Origin of the sequence: Rhizobium sp. N731 (assembly GCF_001664145.1) — a bacterium.
Classification (GTDB): domain Bacteria; phylum Pseudomonadota; class Alphaproteobacteria; order Rhizobiales; family Rhizobiaceae; genus Rhizobium; species Rhizobium esperanzae.
Genome location: NZ_CP013601.1, coordinates 4,053,494 through 4,077,599 on the forward strand (window position 1 = coordinate 4,053,494; position 24,106 = coordinate 4,077,599).

At 62.1% G+C, this 24,106-nt stretch carries 24 protein-coding genes; 4 read left to right on the top strand and 20 right to left on the bottom strand.

Translation table 11 applies throughout. The annotated features are described in order from the left end of the window. Positions 1–11: 11 nt before the first annotated feature. Positions 12–749: a sugar transferase gene (locus AMK02_RS19610; RefSeq protein WP_064805389.1), complete on the top strand. Its 738-nt coding sequence runs from the start codon at positions 12–14 to the stop codon at positions 747–749. Positions 750–1,109: 360 nt separating this feature from the next. On the opposite strand, the gene AMK02_RS19615 is transcribed toward AMK02_RS19610, so the two are convergent. From AMK02_RS19615 to AMK02_RS19650, 8 genes are all read right to left on the bottom strand, one after another. Continuing rightward, positions 1,110–1,514 carry a F0F1 ATP synthase subunit epsilon gene (locus AMK02_RS19615; protein ID WP_064805390.1) on the bottom strand — a complete coding sequence of 135 codons (405 nt, stop codon included), beginning with the start codon at positions 1,512–1,514 and terminating at the stop codon, positions 1,110–1,112. Then, entirely contained in the window at positions 1,514–1,753 is a 240-nt protein-coding gene (locus tag AMK02_RS19620) for a hypothetical protein (protein ID WP_064805392.1), read from the bottom strand. Before AMK02_RS19620 ends, AMK02_RS19615 begins: the two co-directional genes overlap by 1 nt. Beyond that, entirely contained in the window at positions 1,753–3,180 is a 1,428-nt protein-coding gene (atpD, locus tag AMK02_RS19625; protein WP_011427065.1) for a F0F1 ATP synthase subunit beta, read from the bottom strand. Before atpD ends, AMK02_RS19620 begins: the two co-directional genes overlap by 1 nt. A gap of 22 nt (positions 3,181–3,202) precedes the next feature. Further along, positions 3,203–4,087 (bottom strand): F0F1 ATP synthase subunit gamma, encoded by an 885-nt coding sequence (locus tag AMK02_RS19630; RefSeq protein WP_064805394.1) that lies wholly within the window; start codon positions 4,085–4,087, stop codon positions 3,203–3,205. 28 nt (positions 4,088–4,115) lie between these two features. After that, a complete protein-coding gene (atpA, locus tag AMK02_RS19635) occupies positions 4,116–5,645 on the bottom strand; it encodes a F0F1 ATP synthase subunit alpha (protein ID WP_064805395.1) in 1,530 nt (509 codons plus the stop codon). Next, positions 5,645–6,211, bottom strand: a complete 567-nt coding sequence (locus tag AMK02_RS19640; protein WP_082929685.1) for a F0F1 ATP synthase subunit delta — start codon at positions 6,209–6,211, stop codon at positions 5,645–5,647. Before AMK02_RS19640 ends, atpA begins: the two co-directional genes overlap by 1 nt. A 255-nt stretch (positions 6,212–6,466) precedes the next feature. Next, positions 6,467–6,856: an AGROH133_08824 family phage infection protein gene (locus tag AMK02_RS19645; protein WP_064805399.1), complete on the bottom strand. Its 390-nt coding sequence runs from the start codon at positions 6,854–6,856 to the stop codon at positions 6,467–6,469. Positions 6,857–6,927: 71 nt separating this feature from the next. Next, positions 6,928–9,144, bottom strand: a complete 2,217-nt coding sequence (locus AMK02_RS19650) for a primosomal protein N' (protein ID WP_064805401.1) — start codon at positions 9,142–9,144, stop codon at positions 6,928–6,930. A 185-nt stretch (positions 9,145–9,329) separates the two neighbouring features. Between AMK02_RS19650 and AMK02_RS19655 the strand changes: the two genes are divergently transcribed. Beyond that, positions 9,330–10,262 carry a dihydrodipicolinate synthase family protein gene (locus tag AMK02_RS19655; RefSeq protein WP_064805403.1) on the top strand — a complete coding sequence of 311 codons (933 nt, stop codon included), beginning with the start codon at positions 9,330–9,332 and terminating at the stop codon, positions 10,260–10,262. A 17-nt stretch (positions 10,263–10,279) separates the two neighbouring features. On the opposite strand, the gene AMK02_RS19660 is transcribed toward AMK02_RS19655, so the two are convergent. Both AMK02_RS19660 and AMK02_RS19665 read right to left on the bottom strand, forming a co-directional pair. After that, positions 10,280–10,720 (bottom strand): GNAT family N-acetyltransferase, encoded by a 441-nt coding sequence (locus AMK02_RS19660; protein WP_064805405.1) that lies wholly within the window; start codon positions 10,718–10,720, stop codon positions 10,280–10,282. A gap of 4 nt (positions 10,721–10,724) precedes the next feature. Then, positions 10,725–11,675, bottom strand: coding sequence for a GNAT family N-acetyltransferase (locus AMK02_RS19665; protein WP_064805407.1), 951 nt, complete (start codon positions 11,673–11,675; stop codon positions 10,725–10,727). Positions 11,676–11,814: 139 nt separating this feature from the next. Between AMK02_RS19665 and AMK02_RS19670 the strand changes: the two genes are divergently transcribed. Then, on the top strand, positions 11,815–12,750 hold the full coding sequence (locus AMK02_RS19670) for a tyrosine recombinase XerC (protein ID WP_064805409.1): 936 nt from the start codon (positions 11,815–11,817) through the stop codon (positions 12,748–12,750). Between the two features lie 178 nt (positions 12,751–12,928). Next, entirely contained in the window at positions 12,929–14,005 is a 1,077-nt protein-coding gene (locus tag AMK02_RS19675) for a TraB/GumN family protein (protein WP_064805410.1), read from the top strand. 78 nt (positions 14,006–14,083) lie between these two features. Here the strand turns inward: AMK02_RS19675 and AMK02_RS19680 are convergent, their stop codons facing one another. From AMK02_RS19680 to sucD, 10 genes are all read right to left on the bottom strand, one after another. Further along, entirely contained in the window at positions 14,084–14,584 is a 501-nt protein-coding gene (locus tag AMK02_RS19680; RefSeq protein ID WP_064805412.1) for a cytochrome b, read from the bottom strand. Between the two features lie 102 nt (positions 14,585–14,686). Then, positions 14,687–16,093: a dihydrolipoyl dehydrogenase gene (gene lpdA / locus AMK02_RS19685; RefSeq protein ID WP_064805414.1), complete on the bottom strand. Its 1,407-nt coding sequence runs from the start codon at positions 16,091–16,093 to the stop codon at positions 14,687–14,689. Positions 16,094–16,119: 26 nt separating this feature from the next. After that, on the bottom strand, positions 16,120–16,368 hold the full coding sequence (locus tag AMK02_RS19690) for a hypothetical protein (protein WP_064805416.1): 249 nt from the start codon (positions 16,366–16,368) through the stop codon (positions 16,120–16,122). Between the two features lie 21 nt (positions 16,369–16,389). Then, on the bottom strand, positions 16,390–17,142 hold the full coding sequence (locus AMK02_RS19695) for an SDR family oxidoreductase (RefSeq protein ID WP_064805418.1): 753 nt from the start codon (positions 17,140–17,142) through the stop codon (positions 16,390–16,392). After that, a complete protein-coding gene (locus AMK02_RS19700) occupies positions 17,139–17,669 on the bottom strand; it encodes a hypothetical protein (RefSeq protein WP_064805420.1) in 531 nt (176 codons plus the stop codon). Before AMK02_RS19700 ends, AMK02_RS19695 begins: the two co-directional genes overlap by 4 nt. Continuing rightward, the gene (locus AMK02_RS19705) at positions 17,666–18,415 is read right to left on the bottom strand and encodes a DUF4241 domain-containing protein (RefSeq protein ID WP_064805422.1); all 750 of its coding nucleotides are present in this window, start codon (positions 18,413–18,415) and stop codon (positions 17,666–17,668) included. The genes AMK02_RS19700 and AMK02_RS19705 overlap by 4 nt, the downstream gene beginning before the upstream one ends. A 12-nt stretch (positions 18,416–18,427) precedes the next feature. After that, the gene (odhB, locus tag AMK02_RS19710) at positions 18,428–19,684 is read right to left on the bottom strand and encodes a 2-oxoglutarate dehydrogenase complex dihydrolipoyllysine-residue succinyltransferase (RefSeq protein WP_064805424.1); all 1,257 of its coding nucleotides are present in this window, start codon (positions 19,682–19,684) and stop codon (positions 18,428–18,430) included. A gap of 39 nt (positions 19,685–19,723) precedes the next feature. Then, a complete protein-coding gene (locus AMK02_RS19715) occupies positions 19,724–20,032 on the bottom strand; it encodes a YciI family protein (RefSeq protein ID WP_064805426.1) in 309 nt (102 codons plus the stop codon). A gap of 15 nt (positions 20,033–20,047) precedes the next feature. Beyond that, positions 20,048–23,032 (bottom strand): 2-oxoglutarate dehydrogenase E1 component, encoded by a 2,985-nt coding sequence (locus tag AMK02_RS19720; RefSeq protein ID WP_064805427.1) that lies wholly within the window; start codon positions 23,030–23,032, stop codon positions 20,048–20,050. A 165-nt stretch (positions 23,033–23,197) separates the two neighbouring features. After that, positions 23,198–24,100: a succinate--CoA ligase subunit alpha gene (sucD, locus tag AMK02_RS19725; protein WP_064805429.1), complete on the bottom strand. Its 903-nt coding sequence runs from the start codon at positions 24,098–24,100 to the stop codon at positions 23,198–23,200. Between the last annotated feature and the right edge of the window lie 6 nt (positions 24,101–24,106).

The window sequence follows — 24,106 nt, forward strand, 5'->3', positions numbered from 1 at the left end:
GGCTTTGAGTAATGAATGCTTTTACTTCGAAGATAAGTTCACGCTTCGATTCGTCTCAGCGTCAGAACAAAATCCGGACCCTGGTTGTAGCGAACTCCAACATTCGCCAGCCGGACAGCTTTTCCGGTGTCGCAGGGAAGGCGGCTCTGCGATTGGCCGTAAAGCGGCTGATCGACATCGTCATCTCGGCCAGCGCTCTCCTCGTGCTGGCGCCGCTTTTCCTGGCAATCGCTCTTTTCATCAAACTCGACGATGGCGGCCCCGTATTCTTCCGCCAGATCCGTTGGGGCCTGAACGGCCGGAAGATCACCGTCTTCAAGTTCCGCTCGATGCACACCGACGCTTGCGATCCCAGCGGCATCCAGCAAACCGTCAAGGGCGACAGGCGGGTGACCGGCATCGGCGCTCTGCTCCGCAGGACCAACATTGATGAGCTGCCGCAGCTTCTAAACGTCCTCAGGGGCGACATGTCCCTGGTCGGTCCGCGCTGTCATGCCATCAACATGCGCGCGGCCGGCAGGCTCTACGAAGAATTGGTGCCGAACTACCACCATCGCCACATCATGCGCCCCGGCATCACCGGCCTCGCGCAGACACGCGGCTGGCGCGGACCGACGGCGCGCCCGTTGCAAGCCCGGGCCCGCATCGCCTGCGATATCTATTATGTCAGGAATTTCAGCCTGCGGCTCGACCTGAAAATTCTGTTCAAGACGCTGGTCATCGAGCTGCGCGGCGGCACCGGCTTCTAGTGAGAGTCTACCCGGTTCAAAGCATGGCGCGCAAAGATATGCGGCCACGAAAACGGTATGCGCAAAACAAAGCGCTAAAGCGCGAGAGGCGAGATCTGAAAGACCGCGACGTGCTTCAGCACATCGACCCGAATCAGAAAACACTATGGGTTTATTAAGAGCCGCAGCGCCTTTTTGCGCGCCTTGGGGGCGGACGGCGCTGCAAGTGTGGCCTCTCCGTTATAGGCCGGGCAAAAGCGGCTTTGAACGCCCACTCTTTCTTTCAAGCTCTTCGATGATGGCGCTTCGACCTTCGCTCGAAGGACCGCAAAACAAAAAAGCGGCCTTCGAGGCCGCCTTTCATTGATGCTGTCGGTATGATCAATCCTGGACGATGCCGCGAAGATGCGTCAGTTCCATGATGAAGTGCTCGAGCCTCGACTTGTGCTCATGCAGCTCGGCATGTTCGAGCTCCTTGCGGGCAGCCTCGATGCGGCGGGTCAGTTCGTCCTTATGGAGTTCCTCGACCGGAACGGCCGATTCGGCCAGCAGCGTGCAGCCCGTCGGCAGAATATCGGCAAAACCGCCGAACACCACATAGTCCTGCTTCTTGCCGGAAGCCGAACGCACGCTCACCACTCCCGGCTTGATCGTCGTCATTGTCGGCGCGTGGTTCGCCATGACGGTCATCTCGCCCTCGGTCGCGGGAACGACAACCTCCGTCACCATCTCCGACAGCAGTAGACGCTCCGGCGAAACGAGCTCAAAGTTGAAATTGTCAGCCATCAGTGACTTACCTTCTCGGCTATGGCTTTTGCATCTTGCAAATTTGTCCCGCAGAACGGGCAGTGCAGTATCGCCTGGTCGAGATATCCGAGGCCCTCCTGGGTCTGAACCAGTCCGACAACCATCATCAGCACGCCGTTATCGGCACGATAGACAGTTGGCGCGGCCGGTTCCGGAAGTTCTGCCACGACTCCTTTGAGGGAGTCGCAGCAGAATATCTCGTCCTGAGCGTCGCTCATCAAGCGGCAGCGAGCTTCTTGGCCTTCTCGATAGCTTCGTCCATCGAACCGACCATATAGAACGCGGCTTCAGGCAGATTGTCGTATTCGCCGTTGACGAGACCCTTGAAGCCCTTGATCGTGTCTTCGAGGGCAACCAGCTTGCCCGGCGAACCGGTGAAGACTTCTGCGACGAAGAACGGCTGCGACAGGAAGCGCTCGATCTTGCGGGCGCGGGCGACGGCGAGCTTGTCTTCTTCCGACAGTTCGTCCATGCCGAGGATGGCGATGATGTCCTGCAGGGCCTTGTAGCGCTGCAGCGTCGACTGAACCTTACGGGCCACTTCGTAGTGCTCTTCGCCGACGACCATCGGGTCGAGCATGCGCGAGGTGGAGTCGAGCGGGTCGACGGCCGGATAGATGCCCTTTTCGGCGATCGAGCGCGACAGAACGGTCGTTGCGTCCAAGTGGGCGAACGAGGTTGCCGGCGCCGGGTCGGTCAAGTCGTCGGCCGGAACGTAAATGGCCTGGACCGAGGTGATCGAGCCGGTCGTCGTCGTGGTGATGCGCTCCTGCATCTGGCCCATGTCTGTTGCGAGGGTCGGCTGATAACCCACGGCCGAAGGAATACGGCCGAGCAGAGCCGACACTTCGGAACCAGCCTGCGTGAAGCGGAAGATGTTGTCGACGAAGAACAGAACGTCCTGGCCCTGGTCGCGGAAATGTTCTGCGACGGTCAGGCCGGTCAGAGCCACGCGAGCGCGGGCGCCCGGCGGTTCGTTCATCTGGCCGTAAACGAGCGCAGCCTTGGAGCCTTCGCCGCCGCCATGCTTGTTGACGCCCGATTCGATCATTTCGTGATAAAGGTCGTTGCCTTCGCGGGTACGTTCACCCACGCCTGCGAAAACCGAGTAGCCACCATGCGCCTTGGCGACGTTGTTGATCAGTTCCATGATGAGAACGGTCTTGCCGACGCCGGCGCCGCCGAACAGGCCGATCTTGCCGCCCTTTGCATAAGGAGCGAGAAGGTCGACGACCTTGATGCCGGTGACGAGGATCTGCGCTTCCGTGGACTGCTCGACATAGGCAGGAGCGTCCTGGTGGATGGCGCGCTTGTGAGCGGTGTTCAGCGGGCCTGCTTCGTCGACCGGCTCGCCGATGACGTTCATGATACGGCCGAGCGTTTCATCGCCGACCGGAACCGAGATCGGAGCGCCGGTATCGATGACCTGCTGGCCGCGAACGAGACCTTCGCTCGAGTCCATCGCGATCGTGCGGACTTCGTTTTCGCCCAGATGCTGAGCGACTTCGAGAACCAGGCGATTGCCGTTGTTGTCGGTTTCAAGCGCGTTCAAGATCGCCGGCAGTTCGCCTTCGAAAGCAACGTCGACGACGGCGCCGATAACCTGGGTGACTTTGCCGACAGAGCGGGTAGCTGCCTCAGCCATTTTCTTACCCTCTTTTCCTAACTCAGAGCGCTTCCGCGCCCGAAATGATTTCAATCAGTTCCTTGGTGATCTGAGCCTGACGCTGACGGTTGTAGCTCAGCGTCAGCTTGTTGATCATCTCACCGGCATTGCGCGTCGCATTGTCCATGGCGCTCATTTTGGCGCCCATCTCGCCTGCGACGTTCTCTAGGAGCGCGCGGAAGATTTGGACGGAGATGTTGCGCGGGATCAGATCGCCGAGGATCGACGCCGGATCCGGCTCGTATTCGTAGACGGCGCCGGCATGGGCGGCATCTTCGGCGACGGCTTCCGGAGCCTTGGCCGGGATCAGCTGCTGCGCGGTCGGAACCTGGCTGATCACCGACTTGAACTCGGAGTAGAACAGCGTGCAGACGTCGAACTCACCGGCGGCAAACATCTCGATGATGCGCTTGCCGATCTGGTCGGCGTTTTCGAAACCGATCTTCTTGACTTCGCGCAGTTCCTTGCGCTCGATGATCAGCGGCGCAAATTCGCGGCGAAGGATGTCGTAACCCTTCTTGCCGACGGTGAAGATCTTCACCGTCTTGCCCTCGGCCAGCAGCTTGCGGACATGGTCACGCGCAAAGCGGGCAATCTGCGAATTGAAGCCGCCGCAGAGACCGCGTTCGGCCGTGCAGACCACCAGAAGATGGACCTTGTCCTGGCCGCTGCCGGTCATCAGCGCCGGCGCGCCATCCGCATCGGTGACGGCCTTGGCGATGTTCGCCAGAACCGCACCCATGCGTTGCGAATAAGGCCGGGCGGCCTCGGCCGCCTCCTGCGCACGCCGAAGCTTCGCCGCGGCGACCATTTTCATCGCCTTGGTGATCTTCTGCGTCGCCTTGACGGAGGCGATCCGGTTTTTCAGATCCTTGAGTGAAGGCATCCGTGATCCGTCCTAACTTAGGGCCCGATTACTGGAAAGACTTGGCGAAGCTGTCGAGAGCAGCAACGAGCTTGCCCTTCGTGTCATCGCTGATAGCCTTTTCGGTGCGGATCGCATCGAGGATGGCGGAGCCTTCCGAACGCAGATAGGACAACAGGCCCTGTTCGAACTTGCCGACCTGAGCGACCGGCAGCTTGTCGAGGTAGCCGTTGACGCCGGCGAAGATCACGGCGACCTGCTCTTCCGTCTTCAGCGGCGAGAACTGCGGCTGCTTCAGGAGTTCGGTCAGGCGTGCGCCGCGGTTCAAGAGGCGCTGCGTTGCAGCGTCGAGGTCCGAACCGAACTGGGCGAAGGCGGCCATTTCACGATACTGGGCAAGCTCGCCCTTGATCGAGCCGGCGACCTGCTTCATCGCCTTGATCTGTGCCGACGAGCCGACGCGGGAAACCGAGAGACCGACGTTAACGGCCGGACGGATACCCTGATAGAACAGGTCGGTTTCGAGGAAGATCTGGCCGTCGGTGATCGAGATCACGTTGGTCGGAATGAAGGCCGACACGTCGTTGCCCTGCGTTTCGATGACCGGCAGGGCGGTCAGCGAACCGGCGCCCTTGTCGTCGTTCATCTTCGCAGCGCGCTCGAGCAGGCGCGAATGCAGGTAGAAAACGTCGCCCGGATAGGCTTCGCGGCCCGGCGGACGGCGCAGCAGCAGCGACATCTGGCGATAGGATACGGCCTGCTTCGACAGGTCGTCGTAACCGATCAGCGCGTGCATGCCGTTGTCGCGGAAATATTCGCCCATGGCGCAGCCGGCAAATGGAGCGAGGAACTGCATCGGCGCCGGGTCGGATGCCGTCGCGGCAATGATGATGGAATACTTTAGTGCGCCGCGCTCTTCGAGAACCTTGACGAACTGGGCAACGGTGGAGCGCTTCTGGCCGACGGCGACGTAGACGCAGTAAAGCTTCTCGCCTTCCGGACCGTTGTCGTGAATGGCCTTCTGGTTGAGGAAGGCATCGAGAAGGATGGCGGTCTTGCCGGTCTGGCGGTCGCCGATGACGAGCTCGCGCTGGCCGCGGCCGACCGGGATGAGGGCGTCGATGGCCTTGAGGCCGGTCGACATCGGCTCATGAACCGACTTGCGCGGAATAATGCCGGGAGCCTTGACGTCGACGCGCGAACGGCGGGTCGCATTGATCGGGCCCTTGCCGTCGATCGGGTTGCCGAGCGCGTCGACGACGCGGCCGAGCAGTTCCGGACCGACCGGAACGTCGACGATGGCGCCGGTCCGCTTGACGGTGTCGCCTTCCTTGATGTCACGGTCGGAGCCGAAAATAACGACACCGACGTTGTCGGATTCAAGGTTCAGAGCCATGCCGCGGATGCCGCCCGGGAACTCGACCATTTCACCGGCCTGGACGTTGTCCAGGCCGTAAACGCGAGCAATACCGTCACCGACGGAGAGAACCTGGCCGACTTCCGAGACTTCCGCCTCTTTGCCGAAATTTTTGATCTGGTCTTTGAGAATTGCGGAAATTTCCGCGGCGCGGATATCCATCAGCCGACCTCTTTCAATGCAAGCTTAAGGGTAGAGAGTTTGGTACGAAGAGACGTATCAATCTGACGGGACCCGACCTTGACGATCAGACCACCAAGAATTGACGGATCAACCGTGACGGCAATCGCCACGTCTTTGCCGGTGACGCCCTTCAGCGCCGCCTTCAATTCATTTTCCTGCTCTGCGGTCAGAGCATGGGCCGAGGTGACCTCGGCGGAGATTTCACCGCGGTGATTCGCGGCGATGACGCGGAAGGCCTTGATCATGCCCGGCAGGGCAAACAGGCGGCGGTTGCGCGCCACGACCTTCAGGAAATTGGCGAAGAAGCCGCTGATGCCGGCCCTCTCGCTGATGGCGACGATCGCCTTCAGCTGATCCTCGGCGGAGAAAACCGGGCTCGCGACGAAGCGCTTCAATTCGGCGCTTTCATCCAGCATCGCCTGGAAACGGTCGAGATCGGCGGTTACGCTGTCGACGGCGCCCTGTTCGAGCGCCAACTCGAAAAGCGACGAGGCATAGCGCTCGGCAACACCAGAAGTAAGCTGGGATGTGTCTGCCACTGGCACAAATTTCCCTGATTTCAATCCAAAATCCGGCTCTCGGCGGGCGCCGAACCTATGATCTTGAATTCGTTTTGATTTCCCCCAGAAATCACAAGAGAAGCCTCTTGCTTCTTCCGAAATTCGGGGTCCGTCTAACATAGGATGTTCGGACTCGCAACACGCGTAACGTCCGAATACGCCTTTCGCATGAATTTCTGTTCGCAAAATTGCGCAAAGGCTTGCGGACAGGCCGCAAAGGCGGCCCGCCGGCGGTGAAATTCACGTTTGAACGAAGCCGAAAACATAGAGCAGCGGCAGCGCAGCCAGCGCGACTTGCACAACCAGAAGTAAATAGTTGACCAGATTGCTCCCCTTATCGGACAAGATCGAGATGAGCCGCGCAAAGGCAGCCATCGCAAAGGAGGCGCCGAATGCCATGTAGATCGTTGTCTGGGCAAGCATGATCGCCGCGAGGCCGAAGCCGAGATAGAAACCGCCCATCGAGCGTCCCTCGCCATATCCTTCAGACCGCCCCTCCTGCGCCTGCAAGCCGAGAAGACGGAAAGCATGGCCCGGCGCAAACATCATGATGAAGCCGGCCAGCGCCGTGAAAGCGGCAGAGCAGAAGGCGAGCTGCTCGCCGAGTTCGGTTGGAAAATAGAATTCCATGCATCAGCCTCAAATCACCCGGAAAGAATCGGTGTTTTATGGCATGAGCCGGAAAAGGAGGAAATGGCGCATTAGAGAAAACTCTGCGGATCGATGTCGAGCTGAACCTGTATTGATCCGCGCTCCTTCGGTGACTGCGACAGCATCGCCCGCAGAAACCCCTGCATGTCGGAGTTGCGCCGTCCCTGGACCAAGAGGCGAAAGCGGTGGCGGCCGCGCACCAGCGCAAGCGGCGCTTCCGCCGGGCCGAGCACTGAGATGCCGGAGACCTGGGGGGCTGCGTTGCGCATGCCGCGCGCATGGTTCTCCGCGTCATGGCGCGTTTCGGCCGAAACGATGATCGAGGCGAGCCGACCGAAGGGCGGCAATGCCGCGCGTTCGCGCTCGGTAATTTCGCGTTCATAAAAGGCATCCGAATCGCCGGAAACGATGGCCTGCATGACCGGATGCTGCGGCTGGTAGGTCTGCAGCAGCCCGTGGCTCTTGAGGCCGGTGCGCCCGGCGCGCCCCGTCACCTGCGACAGAAGCTGAAAGGTGCGCTCGGCCGCACGCGGATCGCCATTGGCAAGGCCGAGGTCGGCATCGACGATACCGACCAGCGTCATCAGCGGAAAATTATGCCCCTTGGCGACGAGCTGTGTGCCGATGACGATATCGGCCTCACCCTTGGCGATTGCATCAAGCTCCAGCCGCAGCCGCTTCACCCCGCCCATCATGTCCGAGGAGAGAACGATCGTCCGCGCCTCGGGGAAATGCCGCTCCACCTCTTCGGCGATGCGCTCGACGCCTGGCCCGCAGGCGACCAGATGGTCGAGCGTGCCGCACTCCGGGCATGCTTCCGGCGTGCGCTCGGCATGGCCGCATTGATGGCACTGCAGCTGCTTGCGGAAGCGATGCTCGACCAGCCAGCTGGAACATTGCGGGCATTGGAAGCGGTGACCGCAGACCCGGCAGAGCGTCAGCGGCGCATAACCGCGCCGATTGAGAAAGAGCAGCGCCTGCTGGCGCCTCTCCACGGTCTTGCCGATCGCCCGGATCAGCACCGGCGACAGGAAGCCACCCCGCTCCGGCGCGTGCCTGCGCATATCGATGAGATGCAGGTCCGGCAGCGCCGCGTCGCCGAAACGCGTGGGCAGGTGAACGGTGCTGTAGCGGCCGCCCTGCCCGTTAACCTGGCTTTCGACCGACGGTGTCGCAGAGACCAGGATGACGGGAAAATCGCCGATGCGGCCGCGCACGACGGCCATGTCGCGAGCATTATAGAAGACGCGATCCTCCTGCTTGTAGGCCGGATCATGCTCCTCGTCGACGATGATGAGGCCGAGGTCCTCGAAAGGCAGGAAGAGCGCCGAGCGGGCGCCGGCGACGACCCGTACCTCGCCGGTCACCGCCTGGCGCCAGACCTTTTCACGCATGCGTGGGGCGAGATCGGAATGCCATTCGGCGGGCTTTGCCCCGAAGCGATCCTGAAAACGCCCGAGAAAACTGGCCGTCAGCGCGATCTCCGGCAGCAGAATCAGCACCTGCTTGCCACGTTTCAGCGTCTCGGCGATCGCCTCGAAATAGACCTCCGTTTTGCCGGAGCCGGTCACCCCGTCGATCAGCGACACTGAAAATTCGCCCCTGCGGACGTCGGAGACGATTTCGGCGGCCGCCTCTTTCTGCGGCCCTTCGAGGCGCGCGGCGGCAAAATCGGGATCCGGCATCGCCACAACAGGCGGCGGCGGCAGGAACACCGTTTCGAAAATGCCGAGCGTGATCAGCCCATCGACGACGCTCGTCGAAACGCCGGCCGCGTGCGCCAGACCGCTGCGCGTCCAGGAGAGGCCGTCGGAAGCGGCCGCGAGCACGCGCGCACGTGCCGGTGTCATCCGCTCGGGTTCGCCGCCGACGAATTTTAGCCCCTCCACCATCGGCTCCGGCTCGAAGGCGTTCGGCGCCCTGAGCGCCATGCGCGCGACGAGGCCGGGCGGGGAGAGCGTGTAGCTCGCCACCCAATCGATGAAATCCCGCATCTCCTTGGAAAGCGGCGGGCAATCGAAGACATGGCTGATCGGCCGAAGCTTCTTCGGATCGATGCCATCTTCGCCGCCGTCCCAGACGACACCGATCACCTGCCGCGGCCCGAGCGGCACCTGCACGACAGAGCCGGGCTCGACCGCCATGCCCTCCGGCACCGAGTAGGAATAGGGTTTCGGCGCCGGCATCGGCACCAGCACCGGAACCGTTCGGTTCGCGGGCGGTGCTTCGAAAAGCGAGCCAAAGAGATCGGACGAATCTATGCTCATCGCGCGAGACCATGCCCGCAAATCGATAGAATTGAAACCGCAAAGACGAGATGGCTCGTTTGGTGAGAATTGGATAACGAAGACTCGCCACGATGGACCGAGCTTTGACGAAAAGGTTGCGGGTCAAGCAATTGGCCGCCTAGATGACCGGAGGATTTGTTCGACAGCTGAATCGGAGAGCATGAATGGCCAGACTGACCGAGGATGCCAAAGGCGTCTACGTTATCGCGGTAACTCCCTTCGCCGACGAGGGCGCGCTCGATCTCGAAAGCATCGACAGGATGGTCGATTTCTATGAAGGCGCCGGCGTCACCGGCCTGACGGTGCTCGGCCAGCTCGGCGAGGCCCCGAAGCTGACCTCCGAGGAATCACGGATCGTGGTCGAGCGTGTACTGAAGCGCCTCGACGGGCGCCTTCCGGTGGTCGTCGGCGTGTCGGCACCCGGGCTTGCTCCGATGCGCGAGCTCGCCGAGGCCGTCATGGGCGAAGGTGCCGCCGGCGTCATGGTTGCGCCGCCTTGGACCATCAGGACCGACGATCAGGTCTTCGCCTTTTACCAGTCGGTTGGTGATACCCTGGGTGATACGCCTTTCGTGCTGCAGGACTATCCGCTTACCACCAACGTGACGATCGCACCCGCGGTCATCGAGCGCATTGTCAGAGAAGTGCCCAATTGCGTCATGCTCAAACATGAGGATTGGCCGGGCCTGTCGAAAATCACCGCGCTTCGCGCAGCCGGCGACAAGGGCGGCATGCGACGCATCTCCATCCTCTGCGGCAATGGCGGGCTTTTCCTGCCGGAGGAGATGGGTCGCGGCGCCGATGGCGCCATGACCGGCTTCTGTTATCCCGAGATGATGGTCGGCGTGGTCGAAGCCTATAGCGCCGGCAATCCCGAGCGCGCCCACGAAATCTTCGACGCCTATCTGCCGCTCGCCCGCTATGAACAGCAGCAGGGCATCGGTCTTGCCTGCCGCAAATACGTGCTTGCCAAGCGCGGCGTCATCAAGTCCGCCGCCCTGCGCAAGCCGGGCGCCAGGCTGTCGGCGCTCGACATTGCCGATGTCGAGCGGCTTTTGGCCCGCCAGGCGGTCCGCCTCAAGGAGATCGGCGCATGATGGTGTGCGATCTCGCCTCAACCGCGCAGATCGAGAACATGGGTATAACCATCCTGGTGACGGGGACGAAATTCAAGCGACTCCCAAAATTTCGCCGCACCGTCGTTTCCCGCATGCACGGTGACACAACGGCAGAAGCGCCGCGCGTGATCCAGAAGGGTGAGCGCAAGCATCCGCCCGACGCCGCGACTGCGCATAGCGGGGCGAACGTAGAAACGCCGCATCCGCAGCGTTTCCGGCAGGGCGGGTTCGATGGTCATGCCACCGACACCAACGAGTGCTTCGTCCGCAAAGGCGCCGAGCAGCCTTTCGCCGTCACGCGCGAAGCGGATGTCGCCAGCTGCCCACTCATCGATAAGCCGGCCGATATGGAGATGGCCCTCCTGTCGGGCTTCGTGCGCAAGTCCCACCATCGCCTCCGGCAACCCATCATGGAAGATACGAATATCGATCGTCACGGCTCTAAACGGCCAGAACCGACATCTCGCGCGGCATCGCCGCAGCCGGCCCGCCGACCGGCACGAATGTCGCGTCCCCATCGCGGGCCATGTCGTGGACCGTATGTTTCTCCAGCGCCTTCGTCACCTCGTTGACATCGCCGTCAAGATGTTCGGCGGGAATGAGATTGCCGATCACGAAATCGAAGCGGTCGCCGCGCTTGTTCAAGAGTTCGTGGAAAACCGTCATGTCGCGAAGCTCCGTCGACCACTTCGCCAGCCAATAAAAAAGACCGGAATTGCGCGCCGTCATGTGGACGGGGAGGATCGGCAAATTGTATTTGCGCGCCAGCCCGACCGCCGACGTTTTCCATGGGCGTTCGTTGAGCCGGCCATTGGCCCAATAGGCGATGCGGCCCGATGGAAAGAGCACCGTCGCCTTGCCTTCCCGCACAGCGTGGTTCGTCAATTGCAGCGTCTCGCGCGCCTTGAGCTTGCTCTTGTGCTCCTCCCGCCATTCGACGGGGATGACCATCTCGGCGAAACGCGGGTTGACGCGGATCGCATCGCGATTGGCAAAGAACATCATATCAGGCCGGCGCGTTTTCAGGAGGTCGAATACGGCAACGCCGTCGGCAATGCCCGTGGGGTGATTGCTGACGAGGATGAAGCCGCCGCTATCAGGAATGCGTTCGCCGTTGGCGACGCCGATGTCGAGCTTCAGCACGTCGCTCAGATATTCGAACGACTGGAACCCCGGCATCTTGGCAACCGCATTGGCGAATTCGATCGCCTTGTTATAGCGCAGAAGCGTGTAGAGGAACGGTCGCATGACCGGCCAGAGCGGATGTTTCACGATCCTCTGGCCGCGTTCGGCAATCAGCGTGTCGACGATGTGACCGGGCTTTCCTTGTGAAACGAGAGCGATCGCTTCCGCGAGTTGTCCGAAAGCCGTCATGGAATCGCGCCGTGCCATGAAAGATCCTGTCTATGGGCTGTAAGCTATCGCAGTACAATATGATCGAAGGATGACAAAGGCTTGGCCGGCATTAGCAATTCCATAACCGTTCCTGCTTCAAATTGGCGGACTTGAAGGCAAATTCAAGGCCAGCAATGTGAATGAACTGCTTGTAATCGCCGACCCGCGCCTGATGGCGGAACGCGCTGCGTGGCTCGAAAACCTCGCTCGTGAACGCCGTCTTTCCGAGCATACGCTCGATGCTTATGAGCGCGACACCCGCCAGTTTCTGACCTTCCTGACAGGTCATCTCGCCGGCCCGGCAACGCTCGGCGATATCAGGGAATTGCGCCCCGCCGATTTCCGCGCCTTCCTGGCTGCTCGGCGCAGGCAAGGCTCCGGCGCCCGTTCGCTCGGCCGCAATCTCGCCGGCCTTCGTTCGCTGTTGCGTCACCTGGAAAAGAAGGGCCTGGTCAATGCCGCCGGCGCCGGTGCGATCCGTTCGCCGAAACAGCCGAAGTCGCTGCCCAAACCGCTGTCGGACACGCAGGCGATCACCATCGTCAGCGATGGAGCCCAGCTGCATGATGAACCCTGGATTGCCGCGCGCGATGCGGCTGTTATGACCCTGCTCTACGGCTGTGGCCTGCGCATTTCCGAAGCGCTGGGTCTCGTTCCCGCCGACCTGCCGAAGGGCGCGACGACGCTGCGCATCACCGGCAAAGGCAACAAGACACGGCTGGTGCCGCTGCTGCCCGTAGTGTTCGACGCCGTCGAGAAATATCGCGCGCTCTGCCCATATGATCTCGAAAGCGGTGAGCCGCTGTTTCGCGGCGCCCGCGGCGGCAAGCTGCAGGCGGCGATCATCCAGCGGGCCATGCAGAAGCTGCGCGGCGCCTTCGGCCTGCCGGAGACGGCGACGCCGCATGCACTCCGCCACTCCTTCGCCACCCATCTGCTTGCCGGCGGTGGCGATCTGCGCACCATCCAGGAACTGCTCGGCCACGCCAGCCTTTCGACAACGCAGGTTTATACCGGCGTCGATGCATCGCGGCTGCTTGAGGTGTATGATCGAGCCCATCCGCGCGCTTGACGCATCTCGTCCAAAATGCGCAGCGCTTGTGACGACGGCATCTCCTTTTGTCGACAAGCTCAGCGCCCATGAATCCGCCTGAAGCGATGCGCTAAGTTTTCGTTAACGCATTCTCTTAAAGGATTATGCGCAAGCCGAGCGTAGAGCAGAAGCGATAGGGCATGTGGGGAATACCAGGATGACGACTTCAATCAGCCGCCGGGCTTTTTTCCTCGCAGCACCCGGCAATCTGCTGCTCTGGCTGATTGCAGCCTTCCACGTGCTGCTTGTTGCGGCTCTGTTTGTCGCCCTCCTCGCCGCAAGGCCGGCGGCGGCCGAAGACACAGCCTGCACCGGCCGCAATCTAATGGTCGACTTACAGCAGAGCGACCCCGCGCGATACGCCGAGGCGGTCAAGGAAGCCGAGGCAACGCCGAACGGCAAGGGCATCTTCTGGAAGATCGAGAAGCCTGGACTTGCCCCTTCATGGCTGCTCGGCAGCATGCATGTGACCGATCCCCGTGTGCTTGCCCTGCCGCCGCGCGCCCAGGCCGCCCACGACGCAGCCAATACGATCATCATCGAATCCGACGAGATCCTCGATGAGCGCAAGGCGACGGCCGCCCTGCTCGCACGGCCGGAACTGACAATGTTCACCGACGGCACGACGATCGATAAGCTGCTCTCTGTCGAGGACTACAAGCGCCTGGAAGCCGGCCTCAAGCAGCGCGGAATCCCGCTCAGCGCCGTCTCCCGCATGCGGCCATGGATGATCTCCAGCGCCGTCGCCCTTCCGGCCTGCGAACTCGCCCGCAAGGCCAGAGGCGTGCAGTTCCTCGACCAGAAGATCGCCACCGACGCCGTTGCTCAGGGCAAGCAGGTCAAGGGGCTGGAGACCCTTGCCGAACAGATCCAGGCCATGGCCGACCTGCCGGTGGAATTCCATATGAAGTCGCTGATCGAGACGCTGGAACTCGGCGACAAGATGAGCGACGTCGTCGAAACGATGACCGATCTCTACCTCTCCGGCGATATCGGCATGACCATGCCGATGCTGAAGACGGTGACGCCGACGAATGAAGACCAGGCCGGTGACTACGCCGCCTTCGAACAGCGCGTCATCCTCGATCGCAACAAGGTGATGGCCGAGCGCGCCGCTCCCATTCTCGACGGCGGCAATGTTTTCATGGCCGTCGGTGCCCTGCACCTGCCCGGCCAGGGCGGCGTCATCGAACTGCTGCGCAAGCAGGGTTTTACGGTGACGGCCGTAAACTGAAGCATGCCCCCGGAATAATCAGCCGCAATGGCAGCTCCTCGAGACTGACAACCTCAGTTTTTATACGTCAGATGGCGCTCAGCCGAGCGTCATGCGGCGCAGCACATTGCTTTTCCAATAGAACTGATGGGCGAGCGCGCCCGCGACATGGGCCGCAATCAGCGCCCAGAGAATGATCTTCAGGATATCCGCGTGCAACGACCCCGCGGGATTGACGCCAAAATAATAGCCGGCGATGCCCGTAAGCGGCATGGCGAAGATGAGGATGTAGAGACCGGCTTGCGCAAGCTTCGCCGCAAGACGGAAGATCGCCGGCTCCTCCGCCGCCTCGGCCGGCACGCCGTTGACGAAGCGCAGTCCGAGCCTGACGGCAGCGAGCAGCAGGATGGCGATGCCGACGTAGGCATGGATGTTGGCCGACGCAATCTGCTCCGGCGTCGGCACCTCGCCTCTGCGCATGAGCCGATGCCAGATGTTCATGCCGTCAGGAAACAGCAGATTGAAGAAGATCAAAAGCGCCACCGTCCAATGAAGCAAGCGCTGGGTAAGGCTGTAACCCTTGTCGGACGGCTTTTGCATTTTCTAACCTTCGTTACATGCCGATGTCTGCGATGCGCCAAAATTAAAACAGCCGCCTGCCTCGCGGCAAGCGGCTGAACGCTTCATTACGAAGATGTAAGATTACATGTGGATCGGCTTGAAGAAGGTCGCGAGCGCAGCTTCCTTGACCGCTTCCGACATCGTCGGATGCGCGTGGCAGCTGCGGCCGAGATCTTCCGACGAACCGCCGAACTCCATCAGCACGGCAATCTCGTGGATCATCTCGCCGGCGCCGAAACCGACGATATGGCCGCCGAGCACGCGGTCAGTGTCCTTGTCGGCGAGGATCTTGACGAAGCCGTCGGTCGCCAGCATCGCGCGGGCGCGGCCGTTCGCCGTGAACGGGAACTTGCCGACCTTGTAGGCGATACCCGCCGCCTTCAGCTCTTCCTCGGTCTTGCCGACCGAGGCGATCTCGGGCTGCGTATAGACGACACTCGGAATCACATCGTAATTCACATGGCCATGCTGTCCGGCGAGGATTTCGGCCAGCGCCACACCCTCGTCTTCCGCCTTGTGCGCCAGCATCGGGCCCTTGACCACATCGCCGATCGCATAGATGCCGGCGACATTGGTCTTGAAGTGACCGTCGATCTCGACACGGCCGCGATTGTCGAGCGCAACACCGGCCTCTTCGAGGCCGAGACCTGCCGTATAAGGCTTGCGGCCGGTGGCGATCAGCGCGACGTCGGCGTCGAGCGTCACGGCGTCGCCGCCCTTGACCGGCTCGAAGGTGACCTTGGCGCCCTTCTCACCCTTTTCGATGCCGGTGACCTTGGCGCCGAGATGGAAATCGCTGCCCTGCTTGGCAAGCATGCGCTGGAACTGTTTGGAGACTTCGCCGTCCATGCCGCCGAGGATGGTGTCGAGATATTCCACGACGGTGACCTTGGCGCCGAGGCGCGACCAGACCGAACCGAGTTCGAGGCCGATGACGCCGCCGCCGACGACGATCAGCGTTTCCGGCACCTTGTCCAGCGCGATGCCGCCGGTGGACGAGATGATGGTCCTTTCATCGATCTCGACCTGCACGCCGGGAATGCCGGCGACATCCGAACCGGTGGCGATGACGATGTTCTTGCCTTCGATCTCCTGCACCTGGCCGTCCTCGGTGGTGACGGCAACTTTGCCGGCCGAGACGATCTTGCCGGTGCCCTGGAAGGCATCGATCTTGTTCTTCTTGAAGAGGAAGGCGACGCCGTCGACATTCGCCTTCACCGTCGCATCCTTGTGCGCCATCATATTGCCAAGGTTGAGCGTCGGCGCCGGGATGTCGATGCCGAGCGCGCTCATGCCGTGGCCGGCCTGATGGAACATTTCGGAGGCATGCAGCAGCGCCTTCGACGGGATGCAGCCGACGTTCAGGCAGGTGCCGCCATAGGTGGCGCGCTTTTCGACAACGGCGACCTTGAGGCCGAGTTGGGCTGCCTTGACGGCGCAGACATAGCCACCCGGACCGGTTCCGATAATGATCACATCATAAGACATTGCTTCTTTCCCTTTGGATTTTTCAATTAGTCGGCGGCGCGCGACAGCGCGAGGCGGAAGCCGAAGGCGACGAGTGCCGCTCCGGTGATGCGGTTGAACCATTTGCCACTGGCAATGAAGCGGTCACGGATCGTCTTGACCGTGAAGAATTTGGAGACGCCGGCAAACCAGCCCATGCCGAGGCCGGTCATGATGGCGGCGAAATCGGCGCCCGACACGACGAGGAAGATCGAGAAGACGGCCATCAGGCCGAGGAATTCGAGAATATACTGCATGCTGCTTTTTGCCCCGTCCCTCTAGCGGCCGCCGCTCACATTGAGGATCGCGCCCGTGACATAGGAGGCGGAAGGAGAAAGAAGATAGAGGATAGCGTCCGCCACCTCCTCGGCGGTACCCGGACGCTGCATCGGCACCGACGGCGCCAATTCGCGCGCCCGGTCCGGCAGTCCGCCGGAAGCATGCAGATCGGTTTCGATGATACCGGGTCTGACGGCATTCACACGAATACCCTCCGCCGCGACCTCACGCGCAAGCCCGATGGTGAAGGTATCGATCGCCGCCTTCGAGGCCGCATAATCGACATACTGTGTCGCCGAGCCGAGGATTGCCGCCATCGACGAAACGTTGACGATTGCGCCGCCCCGGCCGCTATGACGGCTCGACATCCGGCGAACGGCCTCTCCCGCGCACAGGATGGAGCCGGTCACATTGACGCGCAGCATCCTTTCGATCCGCTCCATCGACATTTCGTCGACCCGCTGCGGGTAGTCGACAATGCCGGCATTGTTGACCAGCCCATCGAGCCGGCCGAAATGGCGATCGACCGCGGCAAACATGGCTGCGATATCGGCAGCCGTGCCGACATCGCCCTGGATCGCCATGGCCTCGCCGCCGGCCTCAGTGATCGTCGCAACGACAGCTTCCGCCGCCTGTCGGCTGGAGGCATAATTCACGGCGACGCGCCAGCCCTGGCGCGCGGCGAGCCGGCAGACCGCGGCGCCAATGCCCCGGCTGCCGCCGGTCACGAGAACAACAGGTGCATCACTCATGTCGCACACTCCTTGAAAGTCATCACGTCCCAGGGCGCCACCGAAGCCTTGCCCTCGCCCCAGGCGCTCGATTCACGAATGGCGGGACCAAGGCCGGGAAGCACGAGCTTTTCGGCCGCCGCCGCACCCTCCGGCTGCAGATTGTCCATCTCGCCCTTGGCATTCATACCGTAGACGGCGCCCTGCCAGACGGTGCAGGCATCGAGGTCGGCGCCGGTTGCGTCCCCCTCCGGGCAATTGAACATCAGGACGCCGATCGCCCGCACCGGATCTTCCGACGGCATCACGTAGCCTTCCATGACGACGGATGTCTCGAGCGCATTGACCTTGAACTGGTTGCTGGCGGCAGCCGAGGGAGAATTCAGCGGTGTAAAACGCAGTTCATAGGCGCCGTCACGGTCGACGTAAACGGCGTGCTCTTGTTTGCAGTCGGCGGCGAACGCAACAACTGGAATAGCGAAAACCGCGGCAGCTGCAATCGCAGCTGCACCTCTCCGCCCTGCCATGATCCCGATCGTCCCGCTCATTGCACCTTCGGCTCTCGCCGTCCGTCGGCCTTCTCGATCACACCAAAATCCGTCAACAGCACCAATGGACGGCCGTCCTTGTCGAGGCCCCAGAAGACAGGATAGACACCGTCGCCCCAGCCGCTCCAGAACACGGCGACATTGCCCTTCTTGCCGGCAATCGGCCGGTGCAGCGCATAGTGGTTCTTGTTGGGATCGAGCTCCGAAGCCAGCACGTCGTCGTAATAATTGATGTCGGCATCCGGCTTCTGCGCCTGGACCTGCGCTTGCCGCTCGTCGATCAGCGCCAGCGTATCGGCGTCCATGTAACAGCCAACGCCGGCGTCGACAGGATAGCCGAAGATCTCGTCATCTTTCAGCGTCGCCGGGTCCTGCCCGGGAAGGACGGCTAACTCCCAATGATCGGGTTTGCCCTCGGCCAACCGCATGCTCGCCGCCGCGATGCGCCCGAAGGCCCGGTAGAGCGTCACCGGATAGTCGCCCGGCGCAACCGTTCTTGCCAGCGCCGGACGATCCGGCTGAGCAAGCGGATCGGCCGCGACGATGCGCCCCGACGTCAGCTCGACATCGCCCATATGGACCACGTCGATCGACCGGCTGGAGAGTTCGGCATCATCAAGCGCCACCAGTTCGAAATTGCTGCTGGCCTTGCCGACATCCCAGCCGGCAGCCGACGCGGAGACCGGGGCATGCGCGGCGGCAGCGCAAAGAAGAAGGCGCGCCGCTCGCATGATCCGGTTCCGCATCGAAATGCTCCCTTAGAGATCGAGAACCAGACGTTCCGGATCTTCGAGGCTTTCCTTGACGCGCACGAGGAAGGTGACTGCTTCCTTGCCGTCGACGATGCGGTGATCGTAGGAAAGCGCCAGATACATCATCGGGCGGATGACCACCTGGCCGCCGATGGCAACCGGCCGTTCCTGGATCTTGTGCATGCCGAGAATGCCGGACTGCGGCGCGTTGAGGATCGGCGAGGACATCAGCGAGCCGTAAACACCGCCGTTGGTAATGGTGAAGGTGCCGCCCTGCATGTCGGCCATGGAGAGCGAGCCGTCACGCGCCGCCTTGGCAAGACGGCCGAGGTCCTTCTCGATTTCGGCGATCGACATCTGGTCGGCATCGCGGATGACAGGAACGACGAGGCCCTTGTCGGTGCCGACGGCCATGCCGACATGGCAGTAGTTCTTGTAGATGACGTCGGTGCCGTCGATCTCGGCATTGACCGCCGGCAATTCCTTCAGCGCATGCGTCACAGCCTTGGTGAAGAAGCCCATGAAGCCGAGCTTGACGCCGTGCTTCTTCTCGAAAATGTCCTTGTACTTGTTGCGCAGGTCCATGACCGCCTTCATGTCCACCTCGTTATAGGTGGTGAGCATGGCGGCGGTGTTCTGCGCGTCCTTGAGGCGCTTGGCGATCGTCTGGCGCAGGCGCGTCATCTTCACGCGCTCTTCGCGCGAGGCATCCTCGACCGTCGACGGGCCGCGCGCTGCAACCGGCGCCGCTGCGGGTACGGCCGCCGGAGCGGAAATGCCCTTGGCGACGGCGGCAATGACATCGCCCTTCAGCACCTGGCCACGTTTGCCGCTGCCGTCGATCTGATCGGCGGAAAGATTGCTTTCAGCCAGCATCTTCGCAGCCGCCGGTGCCGGCGGCATGGTGGAGACGGAAGCGCTCGACGAGGATGCAGCGGCAGCAGCAGCCGGCTGGGCCGCGGCAGCCGGGGCCGGCTGGGCGGGAACGGCAGCCGGTGCGGCAGCAGCCGACGCGGCAGCACCGGCACCTTCGGCGATCTGGCCGAGCAGTGCACCGAGACCGACGGTCTCGCCGGCGGCGGCGACGATTTCCGACAGCGTGCCGGAGACAGGCGCGGGAACTTCGATGGTCACCTTGTCGGTTTCAAGCTCCAGAATCGGCTCGTCGGCCTTGATGGCGTCGCCGACCTTCTTGAACCAGGTGCCGACGGTTGCCTCGCTGACGGATTCACCGAGAGTTGGAACGCGGATTTCTGTGGCCATTGTTCAAATCCTGATTTCGTGTGTTTTCGTTTATGCGTTTCAGACGGCGGGCGGCCGCAAAATGATCGAGGGCATCGGCAAAATATCGAAACGGAACCCGAGACCGGAAGCGATGATCGGATCGCCGTCGGCAAGAGCTTGCGCCGCCGGCTGATCCTCCACTTCGACGACTGCCATGCCGAAGGCGCCTGCACCCTCGAACACGGGACCGACGACAATTGCCGATCCCGCAAGGGCCTGCCGATGCCAATATTCGACATGGCGTTTCATCGCCGCCATTTCCTCCCCGGTCCCGTCATGCGGGAAAGTGGGGCGCGGCGGCAGCAGTCTTAAAAAGAAATAAGCCATTGCGCCCCCCTTTGATTAGCCGCCCAATGCATCCTCGAGGAATGCGGCGAGCTGCGACAGATGCTTCGACATCAGGCCCGTCGCCGGCGAGGCGGCGGCCGGGCGGCCGGTATAGCGGACGCGCTGGTACTTCGCATCGATGTGGGCAAGCACCCATTCGAGGAAGGGGTCGATAAACGACCATGCGCCCATGTTCTTAGGCTCTTCCTGGCACCAGACCATTTCGGCGTTGCGGAAGCGCGAAAGCTCGTTGATGAGGGCCTTAGCCGGGAAAGGATAAAGCTGTTCGACGCGCAGCAGATAGATGTCGTCGATACCGCGCTTTTCACGCTCTTCCAGAAGATCGTAATAGACCTTGCCGGAGCACATGACGACACGGCGGATCTTATTGTCCTTCTGCAGCTTGATCGGGCCGTCCTTGATCACTTCGGCATCGTCCCAGAGCAGGCGATGGAAAGCCGATTCGCCGGCGAGTTCCGCAAGCGTCGAGACTGCCCGCTTGTGGCGAAGCAGCGATTTCGGAGTCATCAGGATCAGCGGCTTGCGGAAGTCGCGCTTCAGCTGCCGGCGCAGGATGTGGAAGTAGTTCGCCGGCGTCGTGACGTTGGCGACTTGCATGTTGTCTTCCGCGCAGAGCTGCAGGAAGCGTTCCAGACGAGCCGAGGAGTGCTCCGGGCCCTGGCCTTCATAGCCGTGCGGCAGCAGGCAGACGAGGCCGGACATGCGCAGCCACTTGCGTTCGCCCGACGAGATGAACTGGTCGAAGACCACCTGCGCGCCGTTGGCGAAATCGCCGAACTGCGCTTCCCAGAGCGTCAGCGCATTCGGGCGGGCGAGCGAGTAGCCGTATTCGAAGCCGAGCACGGCCTCTTCCGAAAGCATCGAGTTGATGACTTCGTAGCGGGCCTGCGTCGGCGAAAGATTGGCGAGCGGAATGTAGCGTTCCTCGGTTTCCTGATCATAGAGAACCGAATGGCGTTGCGAGAAGGTGCCGCGTTCGCAATCCTGACCGGACAGGCGGATCTTGTGGCCTTCGAGGCAAAGCGCGCCGAAAGCGAGCGCTTCGGCCATCGCCCAGTCGAGGCCCTCGCCGGTGGCGATCATGTTGGCCCGGTTTTCCATGAAACGCTGGATCGTGCGGTGCGCGTTGAAGCCCGCCGGTATTTCCGAGAGCTTGCGGCCGATCTCCTTCAGCGTCTTCATCGGCACCGCGGTCTTGCCGCGGCGCTGCTCGTCGGCATTGTCGGCGGTGCGCAGGCCCGACCACTCGCCATCCAGCCAATCGGCCTTGTTCGGCTTATAGCTCTGGCCGGCGTCGAACTCCTGCTCGAGATGCGCGCGCCAGTCGGCCTTCATCTTCTCGACTTCGCCTTCGGTGAGCAGTCCCTCGGCGACGAGGCGCGCCGCATAGAGCTGCAGCACGGTCTTGTGGCCGCGAATGACCTTGTACATCTTCGGCTGCGTGAAGGACGGCTCATCGCCTTCATTGTGGCCGTAGCGGCGATAGCAGAACATGTCGAGCACCACAGGCTTGTGGAACTTCATGCGGAATTCGGTCGCGATCTTGGCTGCGTAGACGACCGCTTCCGGATCGTCACCGTTGACGTGCAGGATCGGCGCTTCGATCATCTTGGCGACATCGGACGGATAGGGCGACGAGCGCGAAAAGGCCGGGTTCGTCGTGAAACCGATCTGATTGTTGATGATAACGTGCATGGTGCCGGCAACACGGTGGCCGCGCAGACCGGAAAGACCGAGGATTTCGGCAATGACGCCCTGACCGGCGAAAGCCGCATCGCCGTGGATCAGCAGCGGCAGAACCTTGGAGCGTTCGGAAAGCGGAATGATGTCGCCTTCCCACACCGTAGCGCTCATGTCCTGCTTGGCGCGCGCCTTGCCCATGACGACGGGATCGACGATTTCGAGATGCGACGGGTTTGCCGTCAGCGACACGTGTACCTTGTTGCCGTCGAATTCGCGGTCGGAGGATGCACCGAGATGATACTTGACGTCACCGGAGCCTTCGACTTCATCGGGTGCGTAGGAACCGCCCTTGAATTCGTGGAAGATGGCGCGGTGCGGCTTGCCCATGACCTGCGAGAGCACGTTGAGGCGGCCGCGATGGGCCATGCCGAACACGGCTTCCTTCAGGCCGAGATGACCGCCGCGCTTCAGGATCTGCTCCAGAGCCGGGATCAGCGATTCGCCGCCGTCGAGGCCGAAGCGCTTGGTGCCCTTGAACTTGACGTCGAGGAACTGTTCGTAGCCTTCGGCTTCGACGAGCTTGGCAAGGATCGCCTTCTTGCCTTCAGCGGTGAAGGCCACGCCCTTGTCGGGGCCTTCGATGCGCTCCTGGATCCAGGCTTTCTCTTCCGGGTTGGAAATATGCATGAATTCGACGCCGAGTGTCGAGCAATAGGTGCGCTCGAGGATCTCGATCATCTCGGGGATGGTCGCATATTCCAGGCCGAGCACGTTGTCGATGAAGATCTTGCGGTCGTAATCGGCTGATGTGAAGCCGTAATTCTCAGGCGACAGCTCGCGATAATCGTCGACGGCGGCGGCGATTCCGAGCGGATCGAGCTTGGCATGCAGGTGGCCGCGCATGCGGTAGGCGCGGATCATCATGATGGCGCGGACGGAATCGCGCGTCGCCTGCAGCACGTCGGTGCTGTCGGCAGGCTTGCCCTCGGCTTCGGCCTTGGCCTTCACCTTCGTCTCGATCGCCTTTTCGACGATGCCCCAGTCGCCGTCGAGCGCCGACACCAGATCGCCGCGAGGTGCCAGCGGCCAGTTCTTCCTGCGCCAGGATGCTCCCTTGGCCGCCTTCTTCACATCGGCAGGATCGTCTTCCAGCGCCTTGAAGAAGGTGCGCCATTGATCGTCGACCGACGCCGGATCCTCTTCGTAGCGCGCATAGAGCTGCTCGATATAGGCCGCATTGGCGCCATCCAGAAACGAGGTGATCTGAAACTGCTCGTTGGCTTCTTGCCGTGCCATGGTGATATGCGGACGCTTCGGCCCGCCTCCTGACTTGATGATTTTGCCGGCTCATCGCCGGCTGCCGCATTCGATCGCCGCCTGTCCGCGGCGCATCTGCTGGTCTCGTTTGCGAACCGGGCGGAAGGCGCAGATGCCGTTCCTCCGCCCGGTCTATAGGTGGCTTCAGCCCTTCAGGACTTCAACCAGCGTCTTGCCCAACCGGGCCGGAGACGGCGACACCTTGATGCCTGCCGATTCCATCGCCGCGATCTTCGATTCCGCGTCACCCTTGCCGCCTGATACCACGGCGCCGGCATGGCCCATGGTACGGCCCTTCGGCGCCGTACGGCCGGCGATGAAGCCGGCCATCGGCTTCTTGCGGCCCTTCTTGGCTTCGTCCTTGAGGAACTGAGCCGCGTCTTCTTCAGCAGAGCCGCCGATTTCGCCGATCATGATGATCGAGGTCGTGGCTTCGTCGGCCAGGAACATCTCGAGCACGTCGATGAACTCGGTGCCCTTGACCGGGTCGCCGCCGATGCCGACGGCCGTCGTCTGGCCGAGACCTTCGTTGGAGGTCTGGAAGACGGCTTCATAGGTCAGCGTGCCCGAGCGGGACACGATGCCGACTGAGCCCTTGCGGAAGATCGAGCCCGGCATGATGCCGATCTTGCACTCTTCCGGCGTCATGATGCCCGGGCAGTTCGGCCCAAGCAGTCGCGACTTGGAGCGGTCGAGGCGAGCCTTGACGCGCACCATGTCCATGACCGGGATGCCTTCGGTGATGCAGGTGATGAACGGGATCTCGGCGTCGATCGCTTCGATGATCGCGTCGGCAGCGCCGGCCGGCGGAACGTAGATGACCGATGCGTTGGCGCCGGTCTTTTCCTTGCCTTCGGCGACGGTCGCGAAGATCGGCAGGCTTTCGCCCTTCGCGCCGGTCCAGGTTTCGCCGCCCTTCTTCGGGTGGATACCGCCGACCATCTGGGTGCCGTAGTAAGCGAGCGCCTGTTCGGTGTGGAACGTGCCGGTCTTGCCGGTCAGACCCTGAACGAGGACCTTGGTGTCTTTATTGACGAGAATAGACATTCTTTC

Coding starts and splice junctions, on each gene's coding strand:
- AMK02_RS19610 (WP_064805389.1), top strand. CDS start 12: ATGAATGCTTTTACTTCGAAGATAAGTTCACGCTTCGATTCGTCTCAG.
- AMK02_RS19615 (WP_064805390.1), bottom strand. CDS start 1,514: ATGGCTGACAATTTCAACTTTGAGCTCGTTTCGCCGGAGCGTCTACTG.
- AMK02_RS19620 (WP_064805392.1), bottom strand. CDS start 1,753: ATGAGCGACGCTCAGGACGAGATATTCTGCTGCGACTCCCTCAAAGGA.
- atpD (WP_011427065.1), bottom strand. CDS start 3,180: ATGGCTGAGGCAGCTACCCGCTCTGTCGGCAAAGTCACCCAGGTTATC.
- AMK02_RS19630 (WP_064805394.1), bottom strand. CDS start 4,087: ATGCCTTCACTCAAGGATCTGAAAAACCGGATCGCCTCCGTCAAGGCG.
- atpA (WP_064805395.1), bottom strand. CDS start 5,645: ATGGATATCCGCGCCGCGGAAATTTCCGCAATTCTCAAAGACCAGATC.
- AMK02_RS19645 (WP_064805399.1), bottom strand. CDS start 6,856: ATGGAATTCTATTTTCCAACCGAACTCGGCGAGCAGCTCGCCTTCTGC.
- AMK02_RS19650 (WP_064805401.1), bottom strand. CDS start 9,144: ATGAGCATAGATTCGTCCGATCTCTTTGGCTCGCTTTTCGAAGCACCG.
- AMK02_RS19655 (WP_064805403.1), top strand. CDS start 9,330: ATGGCCAGACTGACCGAGGATGCCAAAGGCGTCTACGTTATCGCGGTA.
- AMK02_RS19665 (WP_064805407.1), bottom strand. CDS start 11,675: ATGGCACGGCGCGATTCCATGACGGCTTTCGGACAACTCGCGGAAGCG.
- AMK02_RS19675 (WP_064805410.1), top strand. CDS start 12,929: ATGACGACTTCAATCAGCCGCCGGGCTTTTTTCCTCGCAGCACCCGGC.
- AMK02_RS19680 (WP_064805412.1), bottom strand. CDS start 14,584: ATGCAAAAGCCGTCCGACAAGGGTTACAGCCTTACCCAGCGCTTGCTT.
- lpdA (WP_064805414.1), bottom strand. CDS start 16,093: ATGTCTTATGATGTGATCATTATCGGAACCGGTCCGGGTGGCTATGTC.
- AMK02_RS19690 (WP_064805416.1), bottom strand. CDS start 16,368: ATGCAGTATATTCTCGAATTCCTCGGCCTGATGGCCGTCTTCTCGATC.
- AMK02_RS19695 (WP_064805418.1), bottom strand. CDS start 17,142: ATGAGTGATGCACCTGTTGTTCTCGTGACCGGCGGCAGCCGGGGCATT.
- AMK02_RS19700 (WP_064805420.1), bottom strand. CDS start 17,669: ATGAGCGGGACGATCGGGATCATGGCAGGGCGGAGAGGTGCAGCTGCG.
- AMK02_RS19705 (WP_064805422.1), bottom strand. CDS start 18,415: ATGCGGAACCGGATCATGCGAGCGGCGCGCCTTCTTCTTTGCGCTGCC.
- odhB (WP_064805424.1), bottom strand. CDS start 19,684: ATGGCCACAGAAATCCGCGTTCCAACTCTCGGTGAATCCGTCAGCGAG.
- AMK02_RS19715 (WP_064805426.1), bottom strand. CDS start 20,032: ATGGCTTATTTCTTTTTAAGACTGCTGCCGCCGCGCCCCACTTTCCCG.
- AMK02_RS19720 (WP_064805427.1), bottom strand. CDS start 23,032: ATGGCACGGCAAGAAGCCAACGAGCAGTTTCAGATCACCTCGTTTCTG.
- sucD (WP_064805429.1), bottom strand. CDS start 24,100: ATGTCTATTCTCGTCAATAAAGACACCAAGGTCCTCGTTCAGGGTCTG.